Here is a 21,858-nt window from a genome sequence, read left to right as displayed (position 1 = left end):
TATGCGCTGGCGTTTTACTCGCACTCAAGTATTGGTATCGATAGGCTTGCTGTTCAATATTGTGGCAGCGCTAATGACCAACTTTTACATCGACAGTGTGAGCCAAGATGCTCATCAATTAGTGCAACAGCAGCAAGCAAACGACAACCTAATCAAACAAACCTGGCTGCAGATAGAGTCTTTAGAGCGCAAGCGTGAGTTAATTTTGGCTTTAGTGAGTAATGAAGCACAAACCTCTCAGCCCATCCCGCAAACCGTGCAACAACTGCTGGCTAAAGATCTTAAATATTGGTTAGAAATGGGCGAAGTGCCTAGTATCAATTTGAGTAATTTGGCGGCTTTAGATCGTTTAGTCTCAAAGGTGCAAAATCAATTACGCGAGCGCATAGATAATTGGTACTTGCAGAACATCGATTTAATGGGCGCTTATACCGACCAGATGGGCACTATTTCTAGCCTGCGAAATCTCGCCCTGTTTTTACAAATGATCGGCTTAGCGCTAATTCTAGCCCGAGATTTAAGCCGCCCCGAGTAGTTAAGGACAGACCATTGGCAGATACTGAACACCAAGAACAGCTCGATCTTATCGATACTATTAGCGTGCTATGTTACCGCGTAGGTTGGTTAACGCTAAGCTTTAGCTTTGCATGTGCCTGTTACCACAGTATTGCTGATGGTGTGGTTTGGCAGCCGCTATGGTTGCTTGCAGCAGCCAGTGCATTACTGGCGCACAATCTTCACTTATATAACAAAGCCATTCGTTATCTGGTCCAAAGCGCTGCGTGGAGTGCAGTGTGGCTTAGCATGGCTTATTACTTGTGGCATTGGCCAATCTTAGACATGTTCGCCTTAGCCGGCTTTTATCTGGTTTTTGCCGCAGTAGCCTTTAAAGAGAGTTTTTGTTTTAACTTGGGTTCACTGCGTTGGCTAGGCGCGGTATTAGCCGTGGACTTCTTAATAAACCTAAGCCCTTGGCCAAACCTGCGTAGTATAAGCTTGCTGATTATCGCAGCTGTATGCCTTTATATTGCTGTTCAAAAATGCCGTCAGCCACTGCATTACGATATTGGTAAAAAGGCCAATTATCAGCTCTAAGCAAACACAAACTTGAGTAAATAAATGGCTAAACCAAACATCATCACGCCAATTAAACTGTCGATAATTTGTTGAGCGCGAGGTTTAGCTAACCACGGTGCTAGCTTGGCTCCCATCAAGGCTAAACCAAAAAACCACAGGAACGAGGCACTAATTCCGCCAGCCACAAACATTGGCCTTTGCTCAACACTAATATTGGCGGCAAACCCACCTAAAATCACAATGGTATCGATGTAGACATGTGGATTTAAGAAGGTAAATGCACAACAAGCCAAGATAATGGCTTTAAGCTCATGTTTAGCTTCGCCCTGTTCTAAGCTGCTTTCACCTCGCCAAGCCCGCTGTAAACACTGAAAGCCATACATCATCATAAAGCCTGAGCCTAAAATACTAATGGTGTATAACAACCAAGGATAAGCGCTAAATAACTTGGCTCCGCCCCAAACACCGATGCACATAAAAAACACATCGGCCAATGAACATAGGCTAGCGACTAACAAATGATGACGACGACGAATGCCTTGGTTAAGCACAAAGGCGTTTTGCATGCCAATGGGCATAATTAGCGTAGCCATTAAACTAAGGCCGGTAAAGTAGGTACTAAGCATAAAAAGCGTCGTTGGCGAAATAATGACAGGACTATACCCAGAGGATTTGCTTTAATATAGCTAATAAATTTAATGCTAGATAAGTTTTGCTAATGAAGCTAGGTGATATTGATTACAAGTTATTGAAAGCCTTAGATGCAGTGCTTAGTGAGCAGAGTTTTGAGCGCGCCGCACAACGTTTACATCTTACTCAATCGGCCATCTCGCAGCGAATTAAGGCACTTGAAAGCCAACTGGGCCAGCCCTTGTTGATTCGCTCTCAGCCGCTTATGCCTACTGAGTTAGGCCAGCGCTTACTCGGCCACTATCAGCAAGTTCTGCAGTTAGAAACCGAGCTAGCCAGCCAACTCAATGTTGATGATACTCGCGCTCAAGCCTTGCCTTTAGCGGTGAATGCCGACAGTTTAGCCAGTTGGTTAATTCCGGCACTAAGCCCTACCTTGCAGCAGCAAAGGGTAGAGATGAACTTGTATGTAGAAGATGAGTCTCGTACTTGGCAGCGGATGCGTAGTGGAGAAGTATTAGCTTGTGTGACCAGCCGTGCTGCAGCGGTAGCGGGCAGCGAAAGCCATTTTTTGGGTTACATGGAATATTTGTGTGTTGCTACCCCCGAATTTGCCCAGCGATTTTTCCCCAAGGGAGTCAACAGAGAGAGTTTGAGCTTAGCGCCTGGCATGTCGTTTGATCAGCACGATGATATGCATATTCAGTTTTTGTCAGAACATTTTTCTTTAAGTCCAGGGCAGTATCCTTGCCACACAGTACGCTCTTCTGAAGCCTTTATGGAGCTGGCGTTAGCCAGTGGTGCCTATAGCCTTAACCCGCGTTTACATGTGGCCAAACACCTAACCAATGGCAGCCTATTAAACCTTACACCGGCCCTGCAAGTAAGGGTGCCGCTGTACTGGCATCATTGGCAATTAGCAGGTAAGTTAATGAAACAGTTAAGTGAGCAAATTCGCAGCTACACCAAAAGGTGTTTACCCCAGCACTAGCTAATAGCCTAAGACATTACTGAGAAGGACAGCCGATGAAAATTGTTATTGCGCCTGATTCATTTAAAGAGAGCCTAAGTGCCATGGAAGCGGCCGACATGATCGAACAAGGCTTCCAACAAATTTTCCCTGATGCTGAATATCTAAAGGTGCCATTGGCCGATGGTGGTGAAGGTACTGTGCAAGCCATGGTTGATGCGACCAAGGGGCAAATTATGCCGGTACTCGTGGCAGGTCCAAGGGGGAATCAGGTAGAAGCGTTTTTTGGCATTCTTGGTGACAAGCAAACCGCTGTTATTGAAATGGCCGCCGCCTCGGGTTTACATTTGGTTGAACCTGCATTGCGCGACCCACGAAAAACCTCAAGTTATGGTACTGGCGAGTTAATTAGTGCTGCTTTAGATGCCGGTGCTAGCAAACTGATTATTGGCTTAGGCGGTAGCGCGACCAATGATGCTGGAGTAGGCATGCTGCAAGCGCTGGGTGCACAGTTTTACGATAAGTTTAACAAACCTCTAAAACGCGGTGGCGGTGAACTGATTGATTTAGAATCGATTGATATTTCAGGCTTAGATCCGCGCTTAGCTGAAGTAGAGATTGAAGTTGCTTGTGATGTCGATAACCCCTTATGTGGAGAACATGGCGCAAGTGCTATATTTGGTCCACAAAAAGGTGCCACACCTGAGATGATCCGTCAGCTTGATGCTGCCCTTGGCCGCTTTGCGGCTGTGGTGTTTAGCCAATTTGGCATCGATATTATGCATGCCGCGGGCAGCGGCGCGGCGGGTGGTTTAGGCGCTGCTTTGTTAGCATTTATGCAGGCCGATTTGCGCCCTGGGGTGCAAATTGTTACCGAAGCGGTAGATTTAGCCAATAGTGTTGAAGGTGCTGATTTGCTCATCACTGGTGAAGGGCGCATCGACAGTCAAACCATTGCCGGTAAAACCCCCTATGGCGCAGCGCAAATTGCGATGCAGTTTGATGTACCGGTGATTGCGTTAGCGGGGGCGATGTTACCTGGTTACGAAGTGGTGCATGAACATGGTATAGATGCGGTGTTCTCGGTGGTGCCAGGGCCTTGTGATTTAGCTCATGCTCTAGCTGAAGCTGAGCAAAACCTGTTTGTGAGTGCGCGTAACTTAGCGGCAACCCTCAAACTTAGCCAACAAATATTTAGCTAATAATAAAAATCGGCTACAATGCTGTATAAAATTACAGGTGTTGTAGCCCATTGCGTCTCTATATTGCTGAAAAACCAAGCCTTGCACGCGCTATTGCTGCGGTGCTGCCAAAGCCTCAACAAAAACAAAATGGTTATATTCAGTTAGCCAATGGTGACTGCGTAACTTGGTGCATAGGCCATTTGCTGGAACAGGCCGAGCCTGAGCATTACGACAGCCGTTTTAAACAATGGCGTTTCGAACACCTGCCCATTTTGCCCGAACAGTGGCAATGGAAAGCTAAATCTAAAACCGCTTCACAGTTAAAAGTGATTAAGAGCTTAATCAAACAAGCAAATAGTTTGGTGCACGCAGGGGATCCCGACAGAGAAGGGCAACTGCTGGTGGATTTGGTGATTGACCATTGCAAAGCGAAAGTGGCACTAAAGCAGCAATGTCAGCGAGTGTTACTCAGTGATTTAAACCCTGCTGCGGTTTCTCGCGCCTTAACGCAATTAAAGTCTAATCAAGAGTTTAGCGCGTTATCTACCTCTGCTCTGGCACGCTCTAGAGCCGATTGGTTATACGGAATTAATCTTACTCGCGCTTACACCTTAAAAGGCCAACAGCAAGGGTATTCAGGCGTATTATCGGTAGGGCGTGTGCAAACCCCTATTTTGGGTTTAGTGGTGCGCAGGGACCAAGAGATTGCCGAATTTGTTAGTCGCCCTTATTTTCAGGTTGAGGCCAAATTGCAAACCGAGCAAGGGGAAATGTTTAGTGCGATGTGGCAACCTAGCGACGCCTGCGAAGCTTATCAAGATGAAGAAGGCCGGGTGCTTAGTCGGCCTTTAGCCGAGCATGTAGCAAAACGAATTACCCAGCAAAGTGCTGAAGTTAGCGCCTTAAAGCAGCAAGACAAACAACAAGCGCCACCTTTACCGTATAACCTGTCTAGCCTGCAAATTGACGCGGCAAAACGCTTTGGCTACAGCGCCAAACAAGTGCTAGATATTTGCCAAGCCTTGTACGAGCGGCATACCTTAATTACCTATCCGCGCTCCGACAGTCGTTATCTTCCTAAGCAACACCATGCTGACGCGCCCAAGGTGTTGGCGGCGATTCAAAGTAATAGCCAAGAGCTTGCTAAGGCCGTTAGTGAGGCTGATGCCAGTAAGCGCAGTAAAGCGTGGAATGATGCCAAGGTAGATGCTCACCACGCCATTATTCCTACCGAAAAGCATTACGCGGTGGCTAAGTTAGGTGAAGCAGAGCGACGCGTATATGAGTTAATCGCCCGCCAATACATTGTTCAGTTTTACCCACATTATCTTTATGCCCATACCGAAGCCAAAATAATCATTCAAGATGGCTTATTTAAAGCCACTGCTAACCAAATCAAACAACTTGGTTGGAAGACTTTGTTTCCGCAAAAGAAAAGTAGTGAAGAAAGCGAAAAAACCTTACCACCACTTGCTAAGGGCCAGCCTTTGCAATGCCTAGAGGGCATAGTGCTTGATAAGCATACTCAGCCGCCTAAGGCCTTTACCGACGCAACGTTACTGGCAGCCATGACCGGCATTGCACGGTTTGTGCAAGATAAGGAACTAAAAGCGGTGTTAAAAGAAACCGATGGTTTAGGCACCGAAGCTACGCGAGCGGGTATTATTGAGTTGCTATTCAAACGTGGGTTTTTACTGCGCCATGCCAAACAGATCCATGCTAGCGACAGCGGAAAAGCCTTGGTGAATGCTTTGCCTACCATGTGTACTTGGCCAGACATGACCGCGCATTGGGAAACCCAGTTAAATGCCATTAGCCAGAAAAACCAAAGTTACCAAGGTTTTATGCAAGGCATGCAAGGACAGTTAAATCAGTTAGTTGAGCAAAGTGCCAGTGTAAACGCCCAAGCCTTTGCTGGGTTGGCGCAACCTCAAACTAAACGGCGCTTTCGTAAAGGAAAAGCTAATACTAAAAGTGGTGGTTCGGCCTATAAGGCCAAAGGTGCTAACAAGGCTAAACCAGCACCTCGAGGGCGAAAAGCCGCTGCGAGCTAGGAGCTAATGATGATAGAAGATGATCGGCAAAACATCGACCAAGCGGGTACGAATAAGATAGCCGCCGCAGAGTTAACTCCAGAAATGTTACTGGACGTTAGCGACACTGACAGCATTATTGAGCAGCGTTATTTTACTGCGCTTGAATGGGCGATGGTAGACCAGCCTCATTTGCAGTTTAGGCGGTGCTTGTTTGTGGATTGTGATTTTAGCGAGGCGAACCTGAGTGAAGTAAGCTTTGAGCATTGCCAGCTATATCATTGCGATTTTAGCGGTGCAAACTTAAGTGATAGCCAATTTACTCATTGCAGCTTGTACGACCGTAAGCGCCAACGAGGCTGCGATTTTAGTACCGCCAACCTCAACCAAGCGGTGTTTAAAGGCTGCGATATCTCCACTGCCAACTTTAGCCGCGCTGAGTTATTTGATGTCACTATTGAGAATTGCCATGCTCAGGGCTGTCGTTTTGAATACGCTGACTTTTCAAAGGTAGTGAGCCGAAAAGTGGTGTTTAGTTCTGCCCATTTGGTAGATAGCAACTTCAGTTTGAGTGATTTTGAAGGGGTGAATTTAGCCAAGTGTAATTTGTCGGGCTGTAACCTTAGCGAAGCTGTGCTAAGCCGAGTAAACCTAGAAGGAGCCAACTTAAGCAATACGCAGTTCTCCCCTAGTGCTTATAAAGGTTTGCAGTTGTTTCAAGCGGATTTACGTAACGCAGATATTGCGGGTATCGATATTCGTCACTTGGACTTTTCTGGGGTTAAGATTTTTGATTGGCAAATGGCAGCGCTGATGGAAAACTTAGGTTTTGTGGTATTTGCTGACAACTAGTCAAAAGGCTTGGCTCTGAAAGACCAGCCTTTGCCCACATATTCATATATTTCATGTCCTTAGCTGATATTCTTTAAGCTCTATTGCTTAACATTAAATTGTTAGCATGCCGATGACTTTGTGTTGCTTAGCTCATAAAGTAACCGTAATCTGCGCTCTGGCTCTTATTTCTTACCTTTGCCTGCTACTCCTTTAGTCTATTTGATGCTTCTGTTGCATTTATTTTATAAATAATCTCAGCAAAACTTGCCTAAAAATCGATCATTAGCAATATTGTATTACCAAAATTGATTTGCTAATCAATTTGAGCTGCTCGCTCAGCTGTTCCGATGTTTGGATTGCGCGTGCGTACATAATGGACAAAAGGGAGAAGGGACATGAAACAGCTTAATAAAGCGGCTTTATCAGTGAGTTCGCTAGCCTTAGCGTTGGGCCTTTGTTTAGGGGCGCAAGCCACCGAATGGAAGGGTTGGAACATTCACAAAGCGGGCTACCCGAATACAGTTGGCATGGACAAGTTTGCCGAGTTGGTGGAGCAGAAGTCAAACGGCGACTTTACCATTAAGATGTACCATGCAGGGGTATTAGGTAATCAACCTGATGCGATTGAACAAGTGCGCATTGGCGGCTTAGAAATTGGTAATTTTAGCTTGGGCCCGATTGGTCCTATTGTTAAAGAAGCTAATGTATTGTCGCTGCCGTTTGTGTTTGATGACGTGGCGCATATGCATACCGCAATGGACGGCGAAGTTGGCGACAAAATCAATATGGCTATGGAGCAAAAAGGCCTCATTAGTTTGGCTTGGTATGACGCTGGAGCTCGCTCGTTTTATAACTCTAAGAAACCCATTACCTCCCCCGCAGATTTAACCGGGATGAAAGTGCGAGTGATGAATAATGACCTGTACTCGGGCATGGTATCGGCTTTGGGCGGTAACCCATCACCAATAGCTTATGCTGAGGTTTACCAATCATTGAAAACCGGTGTGGTAGATGGCGCTGAAAATGGTTGGCCAGAGTATGAGTCGATGGGCCATTTTGAAGTGGCTGGTTATTACTCCTTATCGCAGCATTTAATTATTCCTCAGTGTTTGTGTGTTAACGCCACTGCATTTCGTAACTTGCCAGAGGCTCAACAACAGTTGCTAAAAGAAGCGGCTCAAGAGTCGGCCAACGTGCAACGAGATTTGTGGGCGCAACGTGAAGCCTTTAGCCGTGACAAAGTGGTTAAAGCAGGCGTTAAGCTGAATGAAATCAGTGAAAAACAACCTTTCCAATTGGCTATGCAGCCGGTTTACGACAAGTATTTAGGCGAAAACCCAGAGCTTAAGCCTTTGGTTATGCTCATCAAAAATACCAAATAAAAGCAATCTCTCTATCGCCCTCGATATTCTATTGAGGGCGATGTTTTTGTTGAGTCGATGTAGAGGTATTTATGGTTCAGCCTCCTGAGCATTTCAAATTATCCAAATACGACCAATTTCTGGAGATCTTGAGTCGCATTAGCATGTGGATTGCAGGTGTTGCCTTAGTGGTGCTTACCGCTACTTTTGGTTGGTTGGTGTTTGGCCGCTACGTGCTTAACTCAACGCCTACTTGGGTAGAGCAGCTGTCTTTGCTGCTGGTGGTGTTAATTGCTTTTCTTGGCGCATCGGTAGGCATTCACAAAAACACCCATTTAGGTGTGTCGTTTTTTCGCGATAAAAGTCCGTTTTGGCTGCAGCAGATCTTTCAGCTTATTTCGCAGTTTTCTTTGGCCATTTTCGGCTGCGTAATGATGGTGAACAGTTATCAGCTCATGCAATTTAAATGGGGTTCAAACATCCCTTTGCTGGGGATCCCTGAAGGGGTGAGGGCGATTCCAATTATGCTCTGTGGCGGCTTGGTCTTGCTTTATTCCATTGGGCATTTAATTCATTTATTTCAACAGGTAAAAGCTGCCTTTAAACGCTAGCGGAAACACAAGGATTTGTTCATGGGTTTATTGATTTTAATGGCGGTGTTTGTAGTTGGAGTGATTATTGGCACGCCAGTGGCTTTTGCTTTAGGCATTGCCGCCGTATCGGCTTTTGCCTTTGAAGGACTCCCCTTGCTGATTGCGTTTCAGCGAATTACCGCAGGCATTAGTGTGTTCTCTTTAATGGCGATTCCGTTTTTTATTTTTGCTGGGGAGCTTATGTTTCATGGCGGTATTGCCATGCGTTTGGTGCGATTTGCATCTTCGGCTGTGGGCGCTGTGCGTGGTGGTTTAGGCGTGGTAAACGTTATGTCGTCGATGCTGTTCGGTGGGATCTCTGGTTCGGCAGTGGCTGATATTTCAGCCTTGGGTTCTATTCTCATTCCTGTGATGAAAAAGAAGGGCTATGACGAAGATTATGCAGTGAATGTAACGGTAACCTCTTCGATTGCAGGCATCATGATCCCACCTAGCCATAATATGATTTTGTATGCGGTGGCGGCTGGCGGTGGTATTTCTATTTCGCAGTTATTTCTGGCTGGGGTAGTGCCTGGCGTATTGATGTGTATATGTTTGGCAATAACCGCGTATATTGTTGCGGTAAAACGGGGTTATGCCGCTGAGACGTTCCCTGGCTTTACTGTGTTATTCACCCATTTTGTGGTGGCTTTACCGGGTTTACTCACCGCAGTGATTATTGTTGGCGGGGTGTTATCAGGGGTATTTACCGTGACCGAATCAGGCGCGTTTGGCACCATTTATGCGCTGGTGGTAACGGTGTTGGTATACCGAGAACTGACTTGGCAGAAGTTTAAAACTGCGGTGGTTAATTCGGTAAAAACCACCTCTATGGTGATGGTATTGATTGCCTGTGCCGCTGCGTTTGCTTATATGCTGACTTACTTTCAAGTGCCCAGCAAAATGATCGACTTTCTTGGCGGTATTTCTGACAACCCCATCGTGATTATCTTGCTGATCAATGTGATGTTGTTATTGCTGGGCATGGTAATGGACATGGCGGCGCTGATTTTAATCTGTACTCCCATCTTCCTACCGGTGGCTCAGTCATTGGGAATTGACCCATTGCAGTTTGGTATGATTTTGATGATGAATCTAGGCTTAGGCTTGTGTACACCCCCTGTGGGAGCCTGTTTGTTTGTGGGGTGTGCGGTGGGCAAGGTGCCGATGGAGTCTGCGGTTAAATCTATCTGGCCATTTTATATTGCGATTTTGTTTGCCCTAGTGCTGACTACCTTTATTCCAGCAGTATCACTGGCCCTACCTACTTGGCTAGCCGGTTAACAGCTTTTCGAAAGTAATAAAAAACGCGCCATATAGGCGCGTTTTTTGATAGCAGGCTTAGTTTACATTACTGGTGGGTAAACGTAGCTAGCACCTAAGCCTAGTGGGAAACCAAGTGCCCAATAAGCCAATAGGAAAATTGTCCAGAAAATCGCTAAGGCGATAGAATACGGCAACATGGTGGCTACCAAGGTACCAATACCAGTGCCTTTAACGTATTTCTGACAGTACACCACTACTAGTGGAAAGTACGGCATTAGCGGGGTAATAATGTTTGAACTCGAATCGCCCACGCGGTAAGCCGCTTGTACTAAGTCTGGTGAGATATTCATCTGCATCAGCATCGGTACTAATACTGGCGATATAAGTGCCCATTTAGCAGAAGAAGAACCCACAAATAAGTTAATTAGCACCACTAAGGCAATCATTCCTACGATGGTGGCTGGTGCTGCCATACCAATAGCTTGTAAGAAGTTAGCACCTTTCACTGCCATTAATACGCCAATGTTTGATTGTCCAAAGGCCCATACAAACATTGAACAGAAAAATGCCATTACAATGTAGTGACCCATGGTTTCCATAGTTTTGGACATGGCCGCGACGATGTCATCGGTGTTTTTAAAGCTGCCATTTAAGTAGCCAAAAACAACGCCCGGAATAACAAAGAAGATAAAGATAAGCGGCACAATGATTTGCATCATCGGTGCGCTAAAACTGGTTAAAGAGCGTGGTTCGGTGCTTTCTTGAAGCATGACCTCACCAGCAGCTGTTGTGACCTCTATCATCTCAGCGGGCGCTCGTAGTGGAGAGTCTGCTGGCAGTGCTGTCGCGATAAGTACGCCAATTAACCCAAGCATAACAAGGCTGGCAACTCTAAAAGCAAAGGTCTCTTTTTTGTTGGAGCTGTGCATGTCTGAGGCAATATCTAAATCTTTAGATATTGGGCTGTTTTTTAGCAGGCGAGGCTCAACAATCTTATCGGTGATGTACCAAATGGTTGCCACAATCGGCAAACATGATGCAGAGGCAAAGAACCAGTTATTGAGCGGGTTTACCATCATTTCAGGATCAGATAACTGGGCTGAGCTTTGGGTAAAGCTTTGCAGTAATGGATCTAAACCTGAAGGAATGAAGTTAGCACAAAAGCCGCCTGATACCCCGGCAAAAGCCGCCGTAATACCGGCAATAGGATGACGACCCATCGCATGGAAAATGACTCCAGCTAAGGGAATTACCACCACATAGCCTGCGTCGGTAGCAACACTCGAAATAACACCAATCATTACCACCGCTGGGGTGATCATTTTGGCAGGTGTTACTTTCAGCATTGCCTTTAACGCTGCGTTAATATAGCCAGAGCGTTCAGCCACACCTACACCCAGTACTGCTACTAACACCACGCCTAAAGGAGCAAAACCGGTGAAGATTTTCACCATGCTCGTCATCCACGTGGTAAGCCACTCGGCACTCAATAGGTTGTTAATAACAATCGTTTCGCTACTACGAGGATCTATTTCAGCGAAGCTTAAGTGAGATAGGCCTGCAGACAGCAGCCATACAAAAAACATTAATCCTAGGAATAGCATTGCTGGATCAGGCAGTTTGTTACCAACACGCTCAATGGTGTCTAAAAAGCGTGCGATACCGCCTTTTTTGGGGGCGGCTTCATTGGTAGTGGTAGAACTCATATGTACCTCTAGGTTTAGCTAAACTCTCCGGTTTAGTTAGTTTTGTTGTGGTTAATCACCCAAAGTGATCAAAATATAAACTTATCCAATCAGCTTAGTTAATAAGCCTATGGCTTGCTTTGATGTTAGATAATAAAACCTATTTTACATGTTTTATTGGTTTAATGCTTCAATACTGTTTTCAGCCCGGTATATTGCTCTTTAATTTAAGTGATTACATCTACGGCGCTATTGTTAGCTGACACTTCACTTTGTGTATCGCTGTTTCACCATTCATCGGAGTGTTTAGCCACTTATCACGAGTTACCTCTTCTTATCGCAGAGCACCAGTGAGTGATTAGCTAGCGTTTATCCTATCAATAATCACCTAGTGTAGGATGCCACAATGAACAACAGCTACTCACCTCAACAATTAAAGCAAATAATTGCCCTAGGCATACGCCAGCAACAACACCAGCAAAGCAATGTGAATGAACAAGAACTCTATGAGATTGCAGAGCAATCGGGGTTGAATTCCCAGCAAACTGAGGCTGCGATTAAGCAATGGCAAGCTGGGCAGCAATTACAGCGGCGGCATGATAAACATTTTCTCGCGTTTAAAATACATGCGATAAGTTATTTATCGATAAGCGTATTGCTGTTTATGATTGACTGGGTAACAGGCGATGTTTGGTGGTTTTTTTGGCCAATACTGGGCATGGGAATGGGCTTATTAGGCCACGCGTTAAAGTGTATAAAGTTGTCGCCAATCGGCGACAGGACGGGGCTTAGCGGGTGTTTTCGACACTTTTAATGCTCATAAAGTGAGGGCTTACTGTCAAATTTGTAATTATTTTATAAAGATAGGGTGATTTGTGTTCAGTCATTAATCTGTTTCTAGTAAGCTCCGGCATTCAGTTTTCATAGTTGATAACAAGCTATCAATTTGAAAAGTGTAAAATTGCTAAGGTAGGAGTTGCCTTAGATTGCGATTGGAAGAATTGCTGGAGTCATGGATTGATTGAACTGATAAAAAAGATGGGCTTTATCCAGCCGCATAATGAAGAACAGCATAAGTTGCTGCAAGATTTGGCTTTTCCGCAAACTAGGCGTCTTACTTACGTGGTGAGTGTTGTCTATTTGCTGGTGAGTATTTCTCATTTTTTCGTATTAAATAGCACCGCTGATAAACTGATTTTAGTGCCTCTCGGCTTGTTTTCAGGTTTAGCTATTTTTGCTACTGCCCATTATTTACCGCGTTATTTGAATCCTGCAACATCTGCGATGCATTTAGTAGTGGTATTGCTGATGCTGTTAAACACTTTGATGCATATGTATTTAAGTGAAAGCTTATGGCAAAGCAGCACCTTGATGTTGGTGGTTGTCGCTTTAGGTGGCTTTATGGTGGAGCGACGTTTGCTGTTGTTATCACTGTTTAGTGGCTTAGTAATTTGGGCCAGCATGGTGATGCATATGCATCAAGACACCAAAATAGTGGTGCATTTTGCCTTTGGTTTAGGCATGAGTGTGATGGTATCGCTGCTTTTGTTTAGCCACCGAGTGGGGGTGTTTAGCCAGTTGGTAGAGCAACGTAAGCAGTTGCAATATATTGCTGATGTTGACCAGCTAAGTTTGTGTTTACGCCGTCATGCCTTTGATGTGCGTGCGGAAAAATTGCTCAGTAGCAGTGATAAACAGGCGTTTTCGGTACTGTATTGTGATTTAGATTATTTTAAATTACTGAACGATAGTATGGGGCACTCAGTAGGTGACCAAGCCTTACAGCGCTATGGTAAGTTGTTGCTCGACTTAGCTAAGCCCCATAAGTTAGTCGTGGGAAGAATGGGCGGAGAAGAATTTGTATTGGCCGGTTGTATTCGCGAAGACCAAGCCGCCCTATTAGCCGAGCAAATTGTTCATAACCTAGAAGAGCTAATGATTGCTCACCCTGAATCATTAAGCTCTATGTACCTTACTTGTAGCATTGGTGTGGCTAGTTCGACAATTGACCATAACTTTTCCTCGTTATGTAAATATGCCGACCGAGCCTTGTACATTGCCAAACACAGCGGTAGAAACCAGCACCAAGTGCATAATCACTACCAACTGCCCGAAGGCATGAAAATGCCCGTGGAAGCTTAGTTGTTAGCGGTATTTGCTATAAATGTCTTAATACTGGCTAACATTTGCTGATAGTAAGGGTTGTAAGTAATCCGCTGTAAGCTTGGGTATTGAGCCAAGTTTGCTTCGGTTTTCTCACCTTTAACCACCTTGCTGCCTTGCTTACACTGTTGATAAAGGCTCAAGTCGCTAAGGTAATGGCTGCAATTGCGGTAGTAACCTCGCTCTCCGTAATGCGGATTACTTGGCGCATTAATAGTGGCGGTGTGGGCCACGTGCTTAACTGCTGAGCAAGAAGCCGTGGTACATTGCGGTACTTCTACCAAAATGGTTTTGGCCAACCCTGCGTCTAAACTTGATTCATCACCGTAATATACCAAGTGGTCAGCCTGATTCGGACGGTGCCACTGGCTAAGTATTTGTAAGCTAGCCTGAGTATTAATGGTTTGGTCGTGCTCGCTCACTACTAATAACATTGGCACTTCCGGTAAGTTGTCGGCCTTGCTAATACGCTTGCTAACTTGTTTCATCAATGCGTTCACTTGCGCCCCTGCGTTATAAGGAAAGGACTCATATTTAGCAAAATCAACATCCCCTTCTTTATCTAACCAAGTGCTAAACCAATTCACATATTTTGCCATCCAAGCTAGGCCACTGCTGGCTTCAGAAGCGGGCGACCACAGCATCACACCTTGCACTTGTTCTGCACTATTGGGTTCAGTGATCAAGTGATTAAGAATCAGGGCCCCGCCCGTAGAAAAGCCTCCTAAATACACTTCTTGGTAATCTTTAAGAGTGCGTTGAATCGCGTAGTCGGCGGCTTGCTGCCATTGCTGGTACTTTACTTTGACTAAATCAGAAGGCGCAGTACCGTGGCCCGGCAACAATAAGGTTCTTACATCAAAGCCCTGTTGGTAAAATTGTAACGCCAAGTCATGAAAGTGATAGGGGGAATCGGTTAAACCGTGGATCAGCAGAACGGCTTTATTGTTCTCGCCATGACGAAGTTCAAACGGTGCGATCAGTTGGATAACTTTAGGTTTGCCTATCCATTGCTGCTGCTTAGCTAACAACTGGTAACTTTGAGTGGAAATAGGGCAGGCCATCATCGCGCGCGGGTTACGTTGGGCGATCAGCTTTTCGGCGTAGTCTAAGTAACGTTGATAGCTTTGATCAACTGAATAGCTAAAAGGCTTGGGTTTGGAGGCCAGCGCTTGGCGATAGGGCGCTTGTTCTATGTATTGCTCTATTAAGGTTTGCTGAGAGTGGATGTTTACGCAGTCTTCTTGAGCTATATTTGCATGCGCTAAAGTGCTGGTGAATAAGAGGCTAAGCACTAAACTTGCTTTGCCTAAGCGTTGCTGCAAAAGAGGTATTAAACACTGCATGATTGTTCCTTAAAGTGGTGTCTTTACTCTGCTGAGTAAAGAGAGTGTATGCGTTAAATATGTTTGTTATGCGTCTTGCTTAGGTGAGCTTAGTTTCTCTAGCAAGCTTCTCAAATATAGATATTTCCCAAGGGCGCAAGGCCAACAACAAACCTGTATGACGACGTTTTTCCAGCGGCAATGAGGCATCTTGCTGATTGAGCGCTGCCGCCTCTTTAGTGAGTTGATTAAGTTTACGACGGATGATTTCAATGGAGCTTTGAGAATAGTGGCCACGTAGGTAAAAGCGAAAGCTGTCTTCGCCACTAAATCGTGAATTCATAAACTCGGTGAGAACAATTTTTTCCATAAAACGCTCTAAAGGTCCGTTAGAAATCCACCTGAAATCTTGAGCAATAAGCAGTTTATAGGCGTTATTTGGCAGTAGTTGAATCATATTGAGTTTATCTAAGCGGGCCATTAAGCGAATGCACTCATGCTCGCTGATCTCATAACGCTGGATAATTTCTTTAAAGGTCCATGAGTCTCGTACACATACCGCGACTAAAAACAGCTTGTGGTCGTCTATTAGCTCCTGCTCTTGCTCGTGGCTTAAATGAGTGAGCTTTTCTTTCTCTTGGTCGGCCAGCAAAAATAAATCAATCAGGTTGAGCTCTACAATGTGGCACATCTCTTCCAGTCGCTCTAGCGAAAAGCTATTGGTAGAGAACATTCGCTTAATGTTGGCTTCGCTCATATTAAGCCGCTGAGCGATGTCTTTATAGGTTAAACCTTGCTGGCGAAAAACTTGCTTCAGGGTGTCGCGGATCTGCTTTAACTGGCTCATGGTATACAAATACTATACTTAGTGTTTATTCATAATAAACATAATACAAGGTCGTTTACACCCAAATCCCTGAACTTTATGGTTAATGCGAACTTAACCAAGAGGGAAATATTATGAAATTATGGAAATCACTGTTCATCACATCTCTTACGCTTTCTAGCGTGAACGCAATGGCTGCAGGCTCTCTCGAAAACCTTGGTCAATCAGCACATCATATCTTGTTAGCTGGCTCTACTGGTCTTGTAGGAAGTGGCCAAGTGGCAGTTGCTGCGATAACTACACCAGTGATGTTAGCCAGTGGCAGCATCGCCGAAGTGAGCCGAGGGGTAGCTGGCGGTGCGCAACATATTGCTGAAAGTGCCGAGGTGCCAGTGCCTTTTGAAATTGGTGATGAAGTCATCATTGGTTCTACTCACTAATTCTCTCAATAACAAAAATAAAGGACTTATCATCATGAAATTATGGAAATCATTATTAATCTCTTCGTTAGCACTTTCGAGCCTACATTTGTCTGCGACTGAGTCTGGTCAGCATGTTAATCAATCGGTAAAACACTCTGCTTTAGCGGGTTCAACAGGGCTTAAGGGGAGTGGCCAAGTAGCGGTAAGTGCGGTAACTACTCCCGTTATCGTAGCTGGTGGTGCCAGCGCCAATGTTGGAACGGGTATTGGCAAGGGCGTTAAAGATAGCGGGCCTATCTCTGTTCCGGTAATGGTTCCTGCGGCCTCACTCGCAGTAGGGGGCAGCGCTGCAGCCACAAGTGCTCAAGGAGTCGCAGAGAAAGCCGGTGCACCTGTGCCTTTTAAGATTGGCGAGCAAATTTTAGTTGGCATTCATTAATAAGCTAAGTCATCAAATAGGGAGTAACACCATGAAAATATTAAAAGGATTAATCTTCGCGTCTATTACTTTGCTTAGCGCTACTTGTTACGCAGGCAGCGCCCCAGCTGAAGATGCCAAACACAAACCTGAGGCGATTGCCAAATTCTCTAAAGATGTAGAAAAGTATGCCGCCGCTCAGCGCGCCAATGTATTTATTATTGGCCGCGTAGGGCGGCCACAAAAAGACTTACCTAAAGGGATTCAATTTACCCATACCGCCTTAGCGGTTTACTCAAGCATCACTTTGGATTCGGGTGAAACCACTAATGGTTACGCTATTTACAACCTCTATCAAAACCAAGGTGATTTGGGCCATAGTAGTTTAGTCACCGACCATCCTGTGGATTTTTTCTGGGGAGCGGATAGCTTAAAAGCCGGAATCATTATTCCTAAAAAAGACGTTCAAGCAGGGCTATTGGCGTTGATTAACAATGGCGGTAATCATGTGGTGCACAATGCCAACTATTCGGTGTTAGCTAACCCATATAATAGCCAATACCAAAATTGTACCGAGCATACTTTAGATATGCTAAATGCGGCAATTTTTGATACTACCGACAAAGAAGAACTGAAATGGTTGGCAAAATCTGACTTTAATTCTCAACCAATTAAGATAAATCGCTTTAAGTTATTTATGGGAGGTTTATTCCTTGATGAAGTGACGACTAAAGACCACACTGGCAAGCCGCACACAGCCACTTTTACTAGCATTGCACGCTACTTAAAAGAGAAAGACCTCATTGAGCACTCGGTAGTGCTATACCAACACGATGCTTATAAACCTTTACTGTAATGTTGTTGATAAAAATTTTAATTAGCCAGTTAAGGAATAGCATATGAAACAATCGTTAAGTGATATAGAGTATATTAATCAGCAAGATAGCGGAACGTTTTACACAAACTTAAGGAATAAGACCGAGATGAAATCAGCACAGTTACCTAAACCAACCTCAGCCTTTGTTGGCGCTTCATGGGCGGCTTTATTCTTAGGCGCAGGGGCTTACCTTATAGGCTTGTGGAATGCCGACATGCAATTAAACGAAAAAGGCTATTATTTCACCTTATTACTATTTGGACTGTTCTCTTCGGTATCGCTACAAAAGTCTGTAAGAGACAAGTTAGAAGGGATCAAAGTAACCGCCATCTACTATGGTTTAAGCTGGTTTTCTTTGGCGGCTTCGGTTGGTTTGTTAGCGATAGGCTTATTTAATGCGACCTTAGCGTTAAGTGAAAAAGGATTCTATGCCATGGCTTTCAGTTTGTGTTTGTTTGCGGCTATCGCGGTACAAAAGAATACCCGTGATATGGCTTACTTTGAAGATGAAGACAGCGCGCCAAGCGTTGATAGCGAATCGACAGATGAGGCGTAAATAGGTTGCTAGCTAATAAGGTTATTATTGGCTAGCGTTAAACATTGCCATAAGGCTTTCAGTAAAAAGGATTTTAGCCGATGTCAGTGACCATTGTTAAAGCAGGACTTGAGCAACTGGACGCAGTTGCTGAGCTTTTTAATCAATACCGAATGTTCTACCAGCAAGCCGACGATCTCGTGCTTGCCACGCATTTTATTAAACAGCGCATGCAAGCCCAGCAATCAACTATTTTACTCGCACAGTCTTTGCAGCAAGCGTTTGGTTTTACTCAGCTATACCCAAGCTTTTCATCAACCCAAGCGAAGCCGATATTGATACTTAACGATTTGTTCGTGAGTGAATCAGCACGTGGACAAGGTTTTGCTCGGCATTTAATGGATGCTGCCAAGCAACACGCTTTAGAGGTAGGCGCGGTGAGTATCGAGTTAGCCACTGCCCATAACAACCATAAGGCGCAAGCATTGTATGAGAGTTTGGGTTATCAAAGAGATAGTGAATTCCTACATTATGAGCTGAATGTATAGTTGCTGAAATAGAGAGTGATGATGAAGCAAAGTTTTGAATTAATGGCGCGATATAATCAAATGATGAATCGCCAACTATACTACTGTGCTGCTCAGCTAAGTGATGAGCAACTAAAACGAGATAGGCAAGCGTTCTTCGGCTCTATCTTGGGCACCTTAAATCATATTCTGGTGGGAGATACTCTCTGGTTGCAGCGGTTTGCTGCTCACCCTAGCGGATTTAGTAGCCTGGATAAGGTTAAGGCTCTTGCCGCTCCCAAGCAATTAGATGAGATTATTCATGATAATTTCGCAGCGCTAAGTGAGGCGAGAAATGCCATGGATGCTGCGATAGTAGAATTTAGCACGCAGCTAACAGAACAAGACTTAAGCCAGCCGTTAAGCTACGTAAACAGTAAAGGTCTCTCTCAACAAAAACACTTTGGCTTGTTAGTGCAGCACTTTTTTAACCACCAAACTCATCATCGTGGCCAGCTGAGCACTTTACTGTCGCAATGCGGGCAGGATATAGGAGTAAGCGATTTGCTGGTGCATATTCCCGAGCTATAAAAAAGCCCCTTAGCTAAACTTAAGAGGCTTTATAATGCTGGTTGTTACGCGCTTATTCCACGCGGAAGTTGGCGCTTAGTAAATCATCTGCTTTAGAGGATGCACCAACAAACACTTTAAACTCGCCCGGTTCTACTACCTTCTCTAACTTGGCATTGATTAAGGCTAAGTCACTATATGGCACGCTAAACTCAACTCGACGAGTCTCACCTGCGGCTAGTTCTACGCGTTCAAAACCACGTAACTGCAGCACCGGTACCGTGACTGAAGCAGCGCTATCGTGAATATATAACTGAGCAATCTCTAGCCCAGTACGTTGGCTTACATTACTAATGTTTACCGATACTATTAGGGCTTCGCCTTTGGCTAAGTCATCACTGGCAGGTAGTTGAGGATTAGCTACGCTTAAGTCGCTGTAGCTAAACTCACTATAACTTTTACCTTCGCCAAAGCTAAACAGTGGCAATGCTGGCATATCAATGTAGCGCTCTTGATTGTTGGTTCTTTCAGATAAACGCGCGTGCCAGCCTTCGTATTTGTTGTAGTAAACCGGCGATTGACCAACATGCTCTGGGAAACTAATGGTGAGTTTACCGCTAGGATTTAGCTCGCCAAACAGTAATTCGCTTAGTGCTTGGCCACCTTTAGCGCCTGGGTTAAAGGCGCAAACTACCGCGTCAGCATGTTGTTTTACCCAGCCAATAGTCAGTGGCTTAGAGGCCATAAATACCACAATTAACGGTTTACCGGTGGCTTTAACGGCTTCCAACATGGCTTGCTGATGACCACTTAAATCTAAGTCCGCACGGTCGTGGAACTCACCATGTTGGCTTAAGGTATCTCCTACACAGGCAATAACTATGTCGCTGTTGCTAGCGGCGTCTGCAGCTGCCAGTATTTCTTCAAAGTCTGGTTCGGCCGGCGCAGCGCCGCGCACATAGTTTAATTCACAACGGCCTGCGTCAGCTTCAGCTTGTAAGCCTTGGCGTAGGGTAATGGCATCTTTTTGGTGGTAACTGTCATCAGCCGCGCCCGCTTGCATAGATCCAAACGACCAATCACCAAGTTGCGCTACCACGTCGTCTGCATTGGCGCCACACAAAAGAATTTTAGGCTTACTGTCGCTTGATAACGGTAAAACACCCTCATTTTTTAGTAGTGTTAGAGATTGGCGGCTAGCTTCTAATGCTTCGTGCCAGTGAGCTGGGTTACCAAGAATTTGGTCTTTCTTGCTGAGATCGGTGTAGCGGTGTTCATCAAATAAACCGAGTTCAAATTTATACTTTAGAATGCGCGACACGGCGTCGTTGATAAAGGCGATATCTAGTTCGCCATCGGCCACTAAATCTATTGCGTGCTGGTAAAACGACGGGGTGGTCATGATCATGTCGTTACCCGATTCCACCGCAATTTTGGCTGCGTGGCGTAGGTCAACGGCTACCCGTTGTTTGTCGTGCAGTGAGCCAATATTGTCCCAGTCGGTAACAATAAAACCGTCCATGCCCCATTGGTTTTTAGGCACTTCGCGAAGTAGCCAGCTATTGGCGCTACACGGCACGCCGTCAATGGCTTGGTAACCCACCATTAACGTAGCAACCTTGGCTTCTTTCACGGCTTTTTCAAAGGGCGGCAAAAATAACGACAGCAACTTACGAGGTGAGACTTCCGCTTCATAAGCGTCGCGGCCACCGGTGGCTTCGCCATAGGCAACGTAGTGTTTCGCACAGGCTAAAATAGTGTCGGTTGAGGCCAGTGTATCACCTTGATAACCGTATACTGCAGCGGCGGCGAGCTCGCCAATTAACCATGGATCTTCACCAAAGGTTTCGTTTACTCGGCCCCAGCGGCTATCACGCCCCACACAAAGCACTGGTGAAAAAGTCCAATGTAAACCGCAAGCTCGAGTTTCTACGGCAGTAACATGAGCCATGCTTTGGCTTAGTTGTTTGCTCCAAGCACTAGATAAAGCGAGTTGAGTTGGAAATACCGTACCGTTGTTCTCAAAGCAGTGACCATGGATAGCGTCGATACCAAAAATCAGTGGAATACCCAAGCGGGTTTTTTCTGCACGGGCCTGTAACTCTGCCACCATGTTGCCAGTACAGTGCAAATAGCTACCGACATTCCAGTCTTCCAACTTACCCAAGTTCTCCGGCATGTTGGCCGGTAACTGCAGCATTTGCCCTACTTTTTCTTCAACAGTCATTAGAGATAATAAATTCTCGACACGCTCAGCGGTGCTAAGAGACGGGTTAGTATACGGCTGCGACATACTGCAGTTCCTCTGGTTAACGAGTAGTGGAATTAATTGGATGCTAAGTAAGCCACTTTTACTGGCAACAACTTGCAGTGCAATCTTAATAATATGATGTCTATCTTAGATAAAATTGAGCATGAAATAATTAAAAGTAAGCGGTTTCATGAGAGTTGCTCACACTTTTGCGCTCTAGCTAACGTTCAGGGATAAAAGAGAGTGCTATTTGGTAAAATAAAAAGACCTCGAACATTGCTTAATTAGCAACA

At 45.2% G+C, this 21,858-nt stretch carries 22 protein-coding genes; 17 read left to right on the top strand and 5 right to left on the bottom strand.

All coding sequences use genetic code 11. The features are described 5' to 3' along the window. The first annotated feature begins 1 nt into the window (after window position 1). The gene (locus tag ACLD71_RS03520) at window positions 2–535 is read left to right on the top strand and encodes a hypothetical protein (protein WP_137673357.1); all 534 of its coding nucleotides are present in this window, start codon (window positions 2–4) and stop codon (window positions 533–535) included. 14 nt (window positions 536–549) lie between these two features. After that, the gene (locus tag ACLD71_RS03515) at window positions 550–1,095 is read left to right on the top strand and encodes a DUF2301 domain-containing membrane protein (RefSeq protein ID WP_411993009.1); all 546 of its coding nucleotides are present in this window, start codon (window positions 550–552) and stop codon (window positions 1,093–1,095) included. Here ACLD71_RS03515 and ACLD71_RS03510 read toward each other — a convergent pair. After that, complete coding sequence (locus ACLD71_RS03510) at window positions 1,092–1,703, bottom strand: LysE/ArgO family amino acid transporter (RefSeq protein ID WP_137673359.1); 612 nt, start codon at window positions 1,701–1,703, stop codon at window positions 1,092–1,094. The two genes, ACLD71_RS03515 and ACLD71_RS03510, sit on opposite strands and share 4 nt — an antisense overlap. Window positions 1,704–1,795: 92 nt before the next feature. Here ACLD71_RS03510 and ACLD71_RS03505 point away from each other — a divergent pair, with 92 nt between their 5' ends. The 7 genes from ACLD71_RS03505 (at window position 1,796) to ACLD71_RS03475 (ending at window position 10,005) form a co-directional block, all read left to right on the top strand. After that, the gene (locus ACLD71_RS03505; RefSeq protein ID WP_411993007.1) at window positions 1,796–2,698 is read left to right on the top strand and encodes a LysR family transcriptional regulator ArgP; all 903 of its coding nucleotides are present in this window, start codon (window positions 1,796–1,798) and stop codon (window positions 2,696–2,698) included. A 35-nt stretch (window positions 2,699–2,733) separates the two neighbouring features. Then, window positions 2,734–3,879, top strand: coding sequence for a glycerate kinase (locus tag ACLD71_RS03500; RefSeq protein ID WP_411993005.1), 1,146 nt, complete (start codon window positions 2,734–2,736; stop codon window positions 3,877–3,879). Between the two features lie 50 nt (window positions 3,880–3,929). Continuing rightward, window positions 3,930–5,915 carry a DNA topoisomerase III gene (locus ACLD71_RS03495; protein WP_411993003.1) on the top strand — a complete coding sequence of 662 codons (1,986 nt, stop codon included), beginning with the start codon at window positions 3,930–3,932 and terminating at the stop codon, window positions 5,913–5,915. Between the two features lie 6 nt (window positions 5,916–5,921). Further along, window positions 5,922–6,746: a pentapeptide repeat-containing protein gene (locus ACLD71_RS03490; RefSeq protein ID WP_411993001.1), complete on the top strand. Its 825-nt coding sequence runs from the start codon at window positions 5,922–5,924 to the stop codon at window positions 6,744–6,746. 377 nt (window positions 6,747–7,123) lie between these two features. Next, window positions 7,124–8,110, top strand: coding sequence for a TRAP transporter substrate-binding protein (locus ACLD71_RS03485; protein ID WP_137673363.1), 987 nt, complete (start codon window positions 7,124–7,126; stop codon window positions 8,108–8,110). Between the two features lie 71 nt (window positions 8,111–8,181). Next, window positions 8,182–8,700 (top strand): TRAP transporter small permease, encoded by a 519-nt coding sequence (locus ACLD71_RS03480; protein ID WP_411992999.1) that lies wholly within the window; start codon window positions 8,182–8,184, stop codon window positions 8,698–8,700. Window positions 8,701–8,721: 21 nt separating this feature from the next. Next, on the top strand, window positions 8,722–10,005 hold the full coding sequence (locus ACLD71_RS03475) for a TRAP transporter large permease (RefSeq protein ID WP_137673365.1): 1,284 nt from the start codon (window positions 8,722–8,724) through the stop codon (window positions 10,003–10,005). Window positions 10,006–10,067: 62 nt separating this feature from the next. Here ACLD71_RS03475 and ACLD71_RS03470 read toward each other — a convergent pair whose 3' ends face one another. Beyond that, on the bottom strand, window positions 10,068–11,693 hold the full coding sequence (locus tag ACLD71_RS03470; RefSeq protein ID WP_411992997.1) for an AbgT family transporter: 1,626 nt from the start codon (window positions 11,691–11,693) through the stop codon (window positions 10,068–10,070). Between the two features lie 385 nt (window positions 11,694–12,078). Between ACLD71_RS03470 and ACLD71_RS03465 the strand changes: the two genes are divergently transcribed. Further along, window positions 12,079–12,486 (top strand): 2TM domain-containing protein, encoded by a 408-nt coding sequence (locus ACLD71_RS03465; RefSeq protein WP_411992995.1) that lies wholly within the window; start codon window positions 12,079–12,081, stop codon window positions 12,484–12,486. Between the two features lie 203 nt (window positions 12,487–12,689). Further along, the gene (locus tag ACLD71_RS03460) at window positions 12,690–13,814 is read left to right on the top strand and encodes a GGDEF domain-containing protein (protein WP_411992994.1); all 1,125 of its coding nucleotides are present in this window, start codon (window positions 12,690–12,692) and stop codon (window positions 13,812–13,814) included. On the opposite strand, the gene ACLD71_RS03455 is transcribed toward ACLD71_RS03460, so the two are convergent. After that, window positions 13,811–15,181, bottom strand: a complete 1,371-nt coding sequence (locus ACLD71_RS03455) for an alpha/beta hydrolase (protein WP_411992992.1) — start codon at window positions 15,179–15,181, stop codon at window positions 13,811–13,813. The two genes, ACLD71_RS03460 and ACLD71_RS03455, sit on opposite strands and share 4 nt — an antisense overlap. A gap of 79 nt (window positions 15,182–15,260) precedes the next feature. Beyond that, a complete protein-coding gene (locus ACLD71_RS03450; protein ID WP_137673370.1) occupies window positions 15,261–16,007 on the bottom strand; it encodes a helix-turn-helix domain-containing protein in 747 nt (248 codons plus the stop codon). A gap of 113 nt (window positions 16,008–16,120) precedes the next feature. Here ACLD71_RS03450 and ACLD71_RS03445 point away from each other — a divergent pair, with 113 nt between their 5' ends. The 6 genes from ACLD71_RS03445 to ACLD71_RS03420 all read left to right on the top strand — a co-directional run bounded on the left by ACLD71_RS03445 (window position 16,121) and on the right by ACLD71_RS03420 (window position 19,335). Continuing rightward, window positions 16,121–16,426 carry a hypothetical protein gene (locus ACLD71_RS03445; RefSeq protein ID WP_411992990.1) on the top strand — a complete coding sequence of 102 codons (306 nt, stop codon included), beginning with the start codon at window positions 16,121–16,123 and terminating at the stop codon, window positions 16,424–16,426. 34 nt (window positions 16,427–16,460) lie between these two features. Continuing rightward, window positions 16,461–16,847 (top strand): hypothetical protein, encoded by a 387-nt coding sequence (locus ACLD71_RS03440; RefSeq protein WP_137673372.1) that lies wholly within the window; start codon window positions 16,461–16,463, stop codon window positions 16,845–16,847. A gap of 31 nt (window positions 16,848–16,878) precedes the next feature. Further along, on the top strand, window positions 16,879–17,682 hold the full coding sequence (locus ACLD71_RS03435; protein WP_137673373.1) for a DUF2145 domain-containing protein: 804 nt from the start codon (window positions 16,879–16,881) through the stop codon (window positions 17,680–17,682). Window positions 17,683–17,809: 127 nt separating this feature from the next. After that, a complete protein-coding gene (gene yiaA, locus ACLD71_RS03430; protein ID WP_174235946.1) occupies window positions 17,810–18,259 on the top strand; it encodes an inner membrane protein YiaA in 450 nt (149 codons plus the stop codon). Between the two features lie 80 nt (window positions 18,260–18,339). Beyond that, complete coding sequence (locus ACLD71_RS03425) at window positions 18,340–18,786, top strand: GNAT family N-acetyltransferase (protein ID WP_411992987.1); 447 nt, start codon at window positions 18,340–18,342, stop codon at window positions 18,784–18,786. A gap of 18 nt (window positions 18,787–18,804) precedes the next feature. Then, complete coding sequence (locus tag ACLD71_RS03420) at window positions 18,805–19,335, top strand: DinB family protein (protein WP_411992986.1); 531 nt, start codon at window positions 18,805–18,807, stop codon at window positions 19,333–19,335. Window positions 19,336–19,387: 52 nt separating this feature from the next. Here ACLD71_RS03420 and ACLD71_RS03415 read toward each other — a convergent pair whose 3' ends face one another. Beyond that, complete coding sequence (locus ACLD71_RS03415) at window positions 19,388–21,607, bottom strand: glycoside hydrolase family 3 N-terminal domain-containing protein (protein WP_137673376.1); 2,220 nt, start codon at window positions 21,605–21,607, stop codon at window positions 19,388–19,390. Window positions 21,608–21,858: the final 251 nt, after the last annotated feature.

Source organism: Agarivorans sp. DSG3-1 (assembly GCF_046774965.1).
Taxonomy (GTDB): Bacteria; Pseudomonadota; Gammaproteobacteria; order Enterobacterales; family Celerinatantimonadaceae; genus Agarivorans.
The sequence above is the reverse complement of the archived record's forward strand: the minus strand, read 5'-3'. Positions and strand labels throughout refer to the sequence as shown.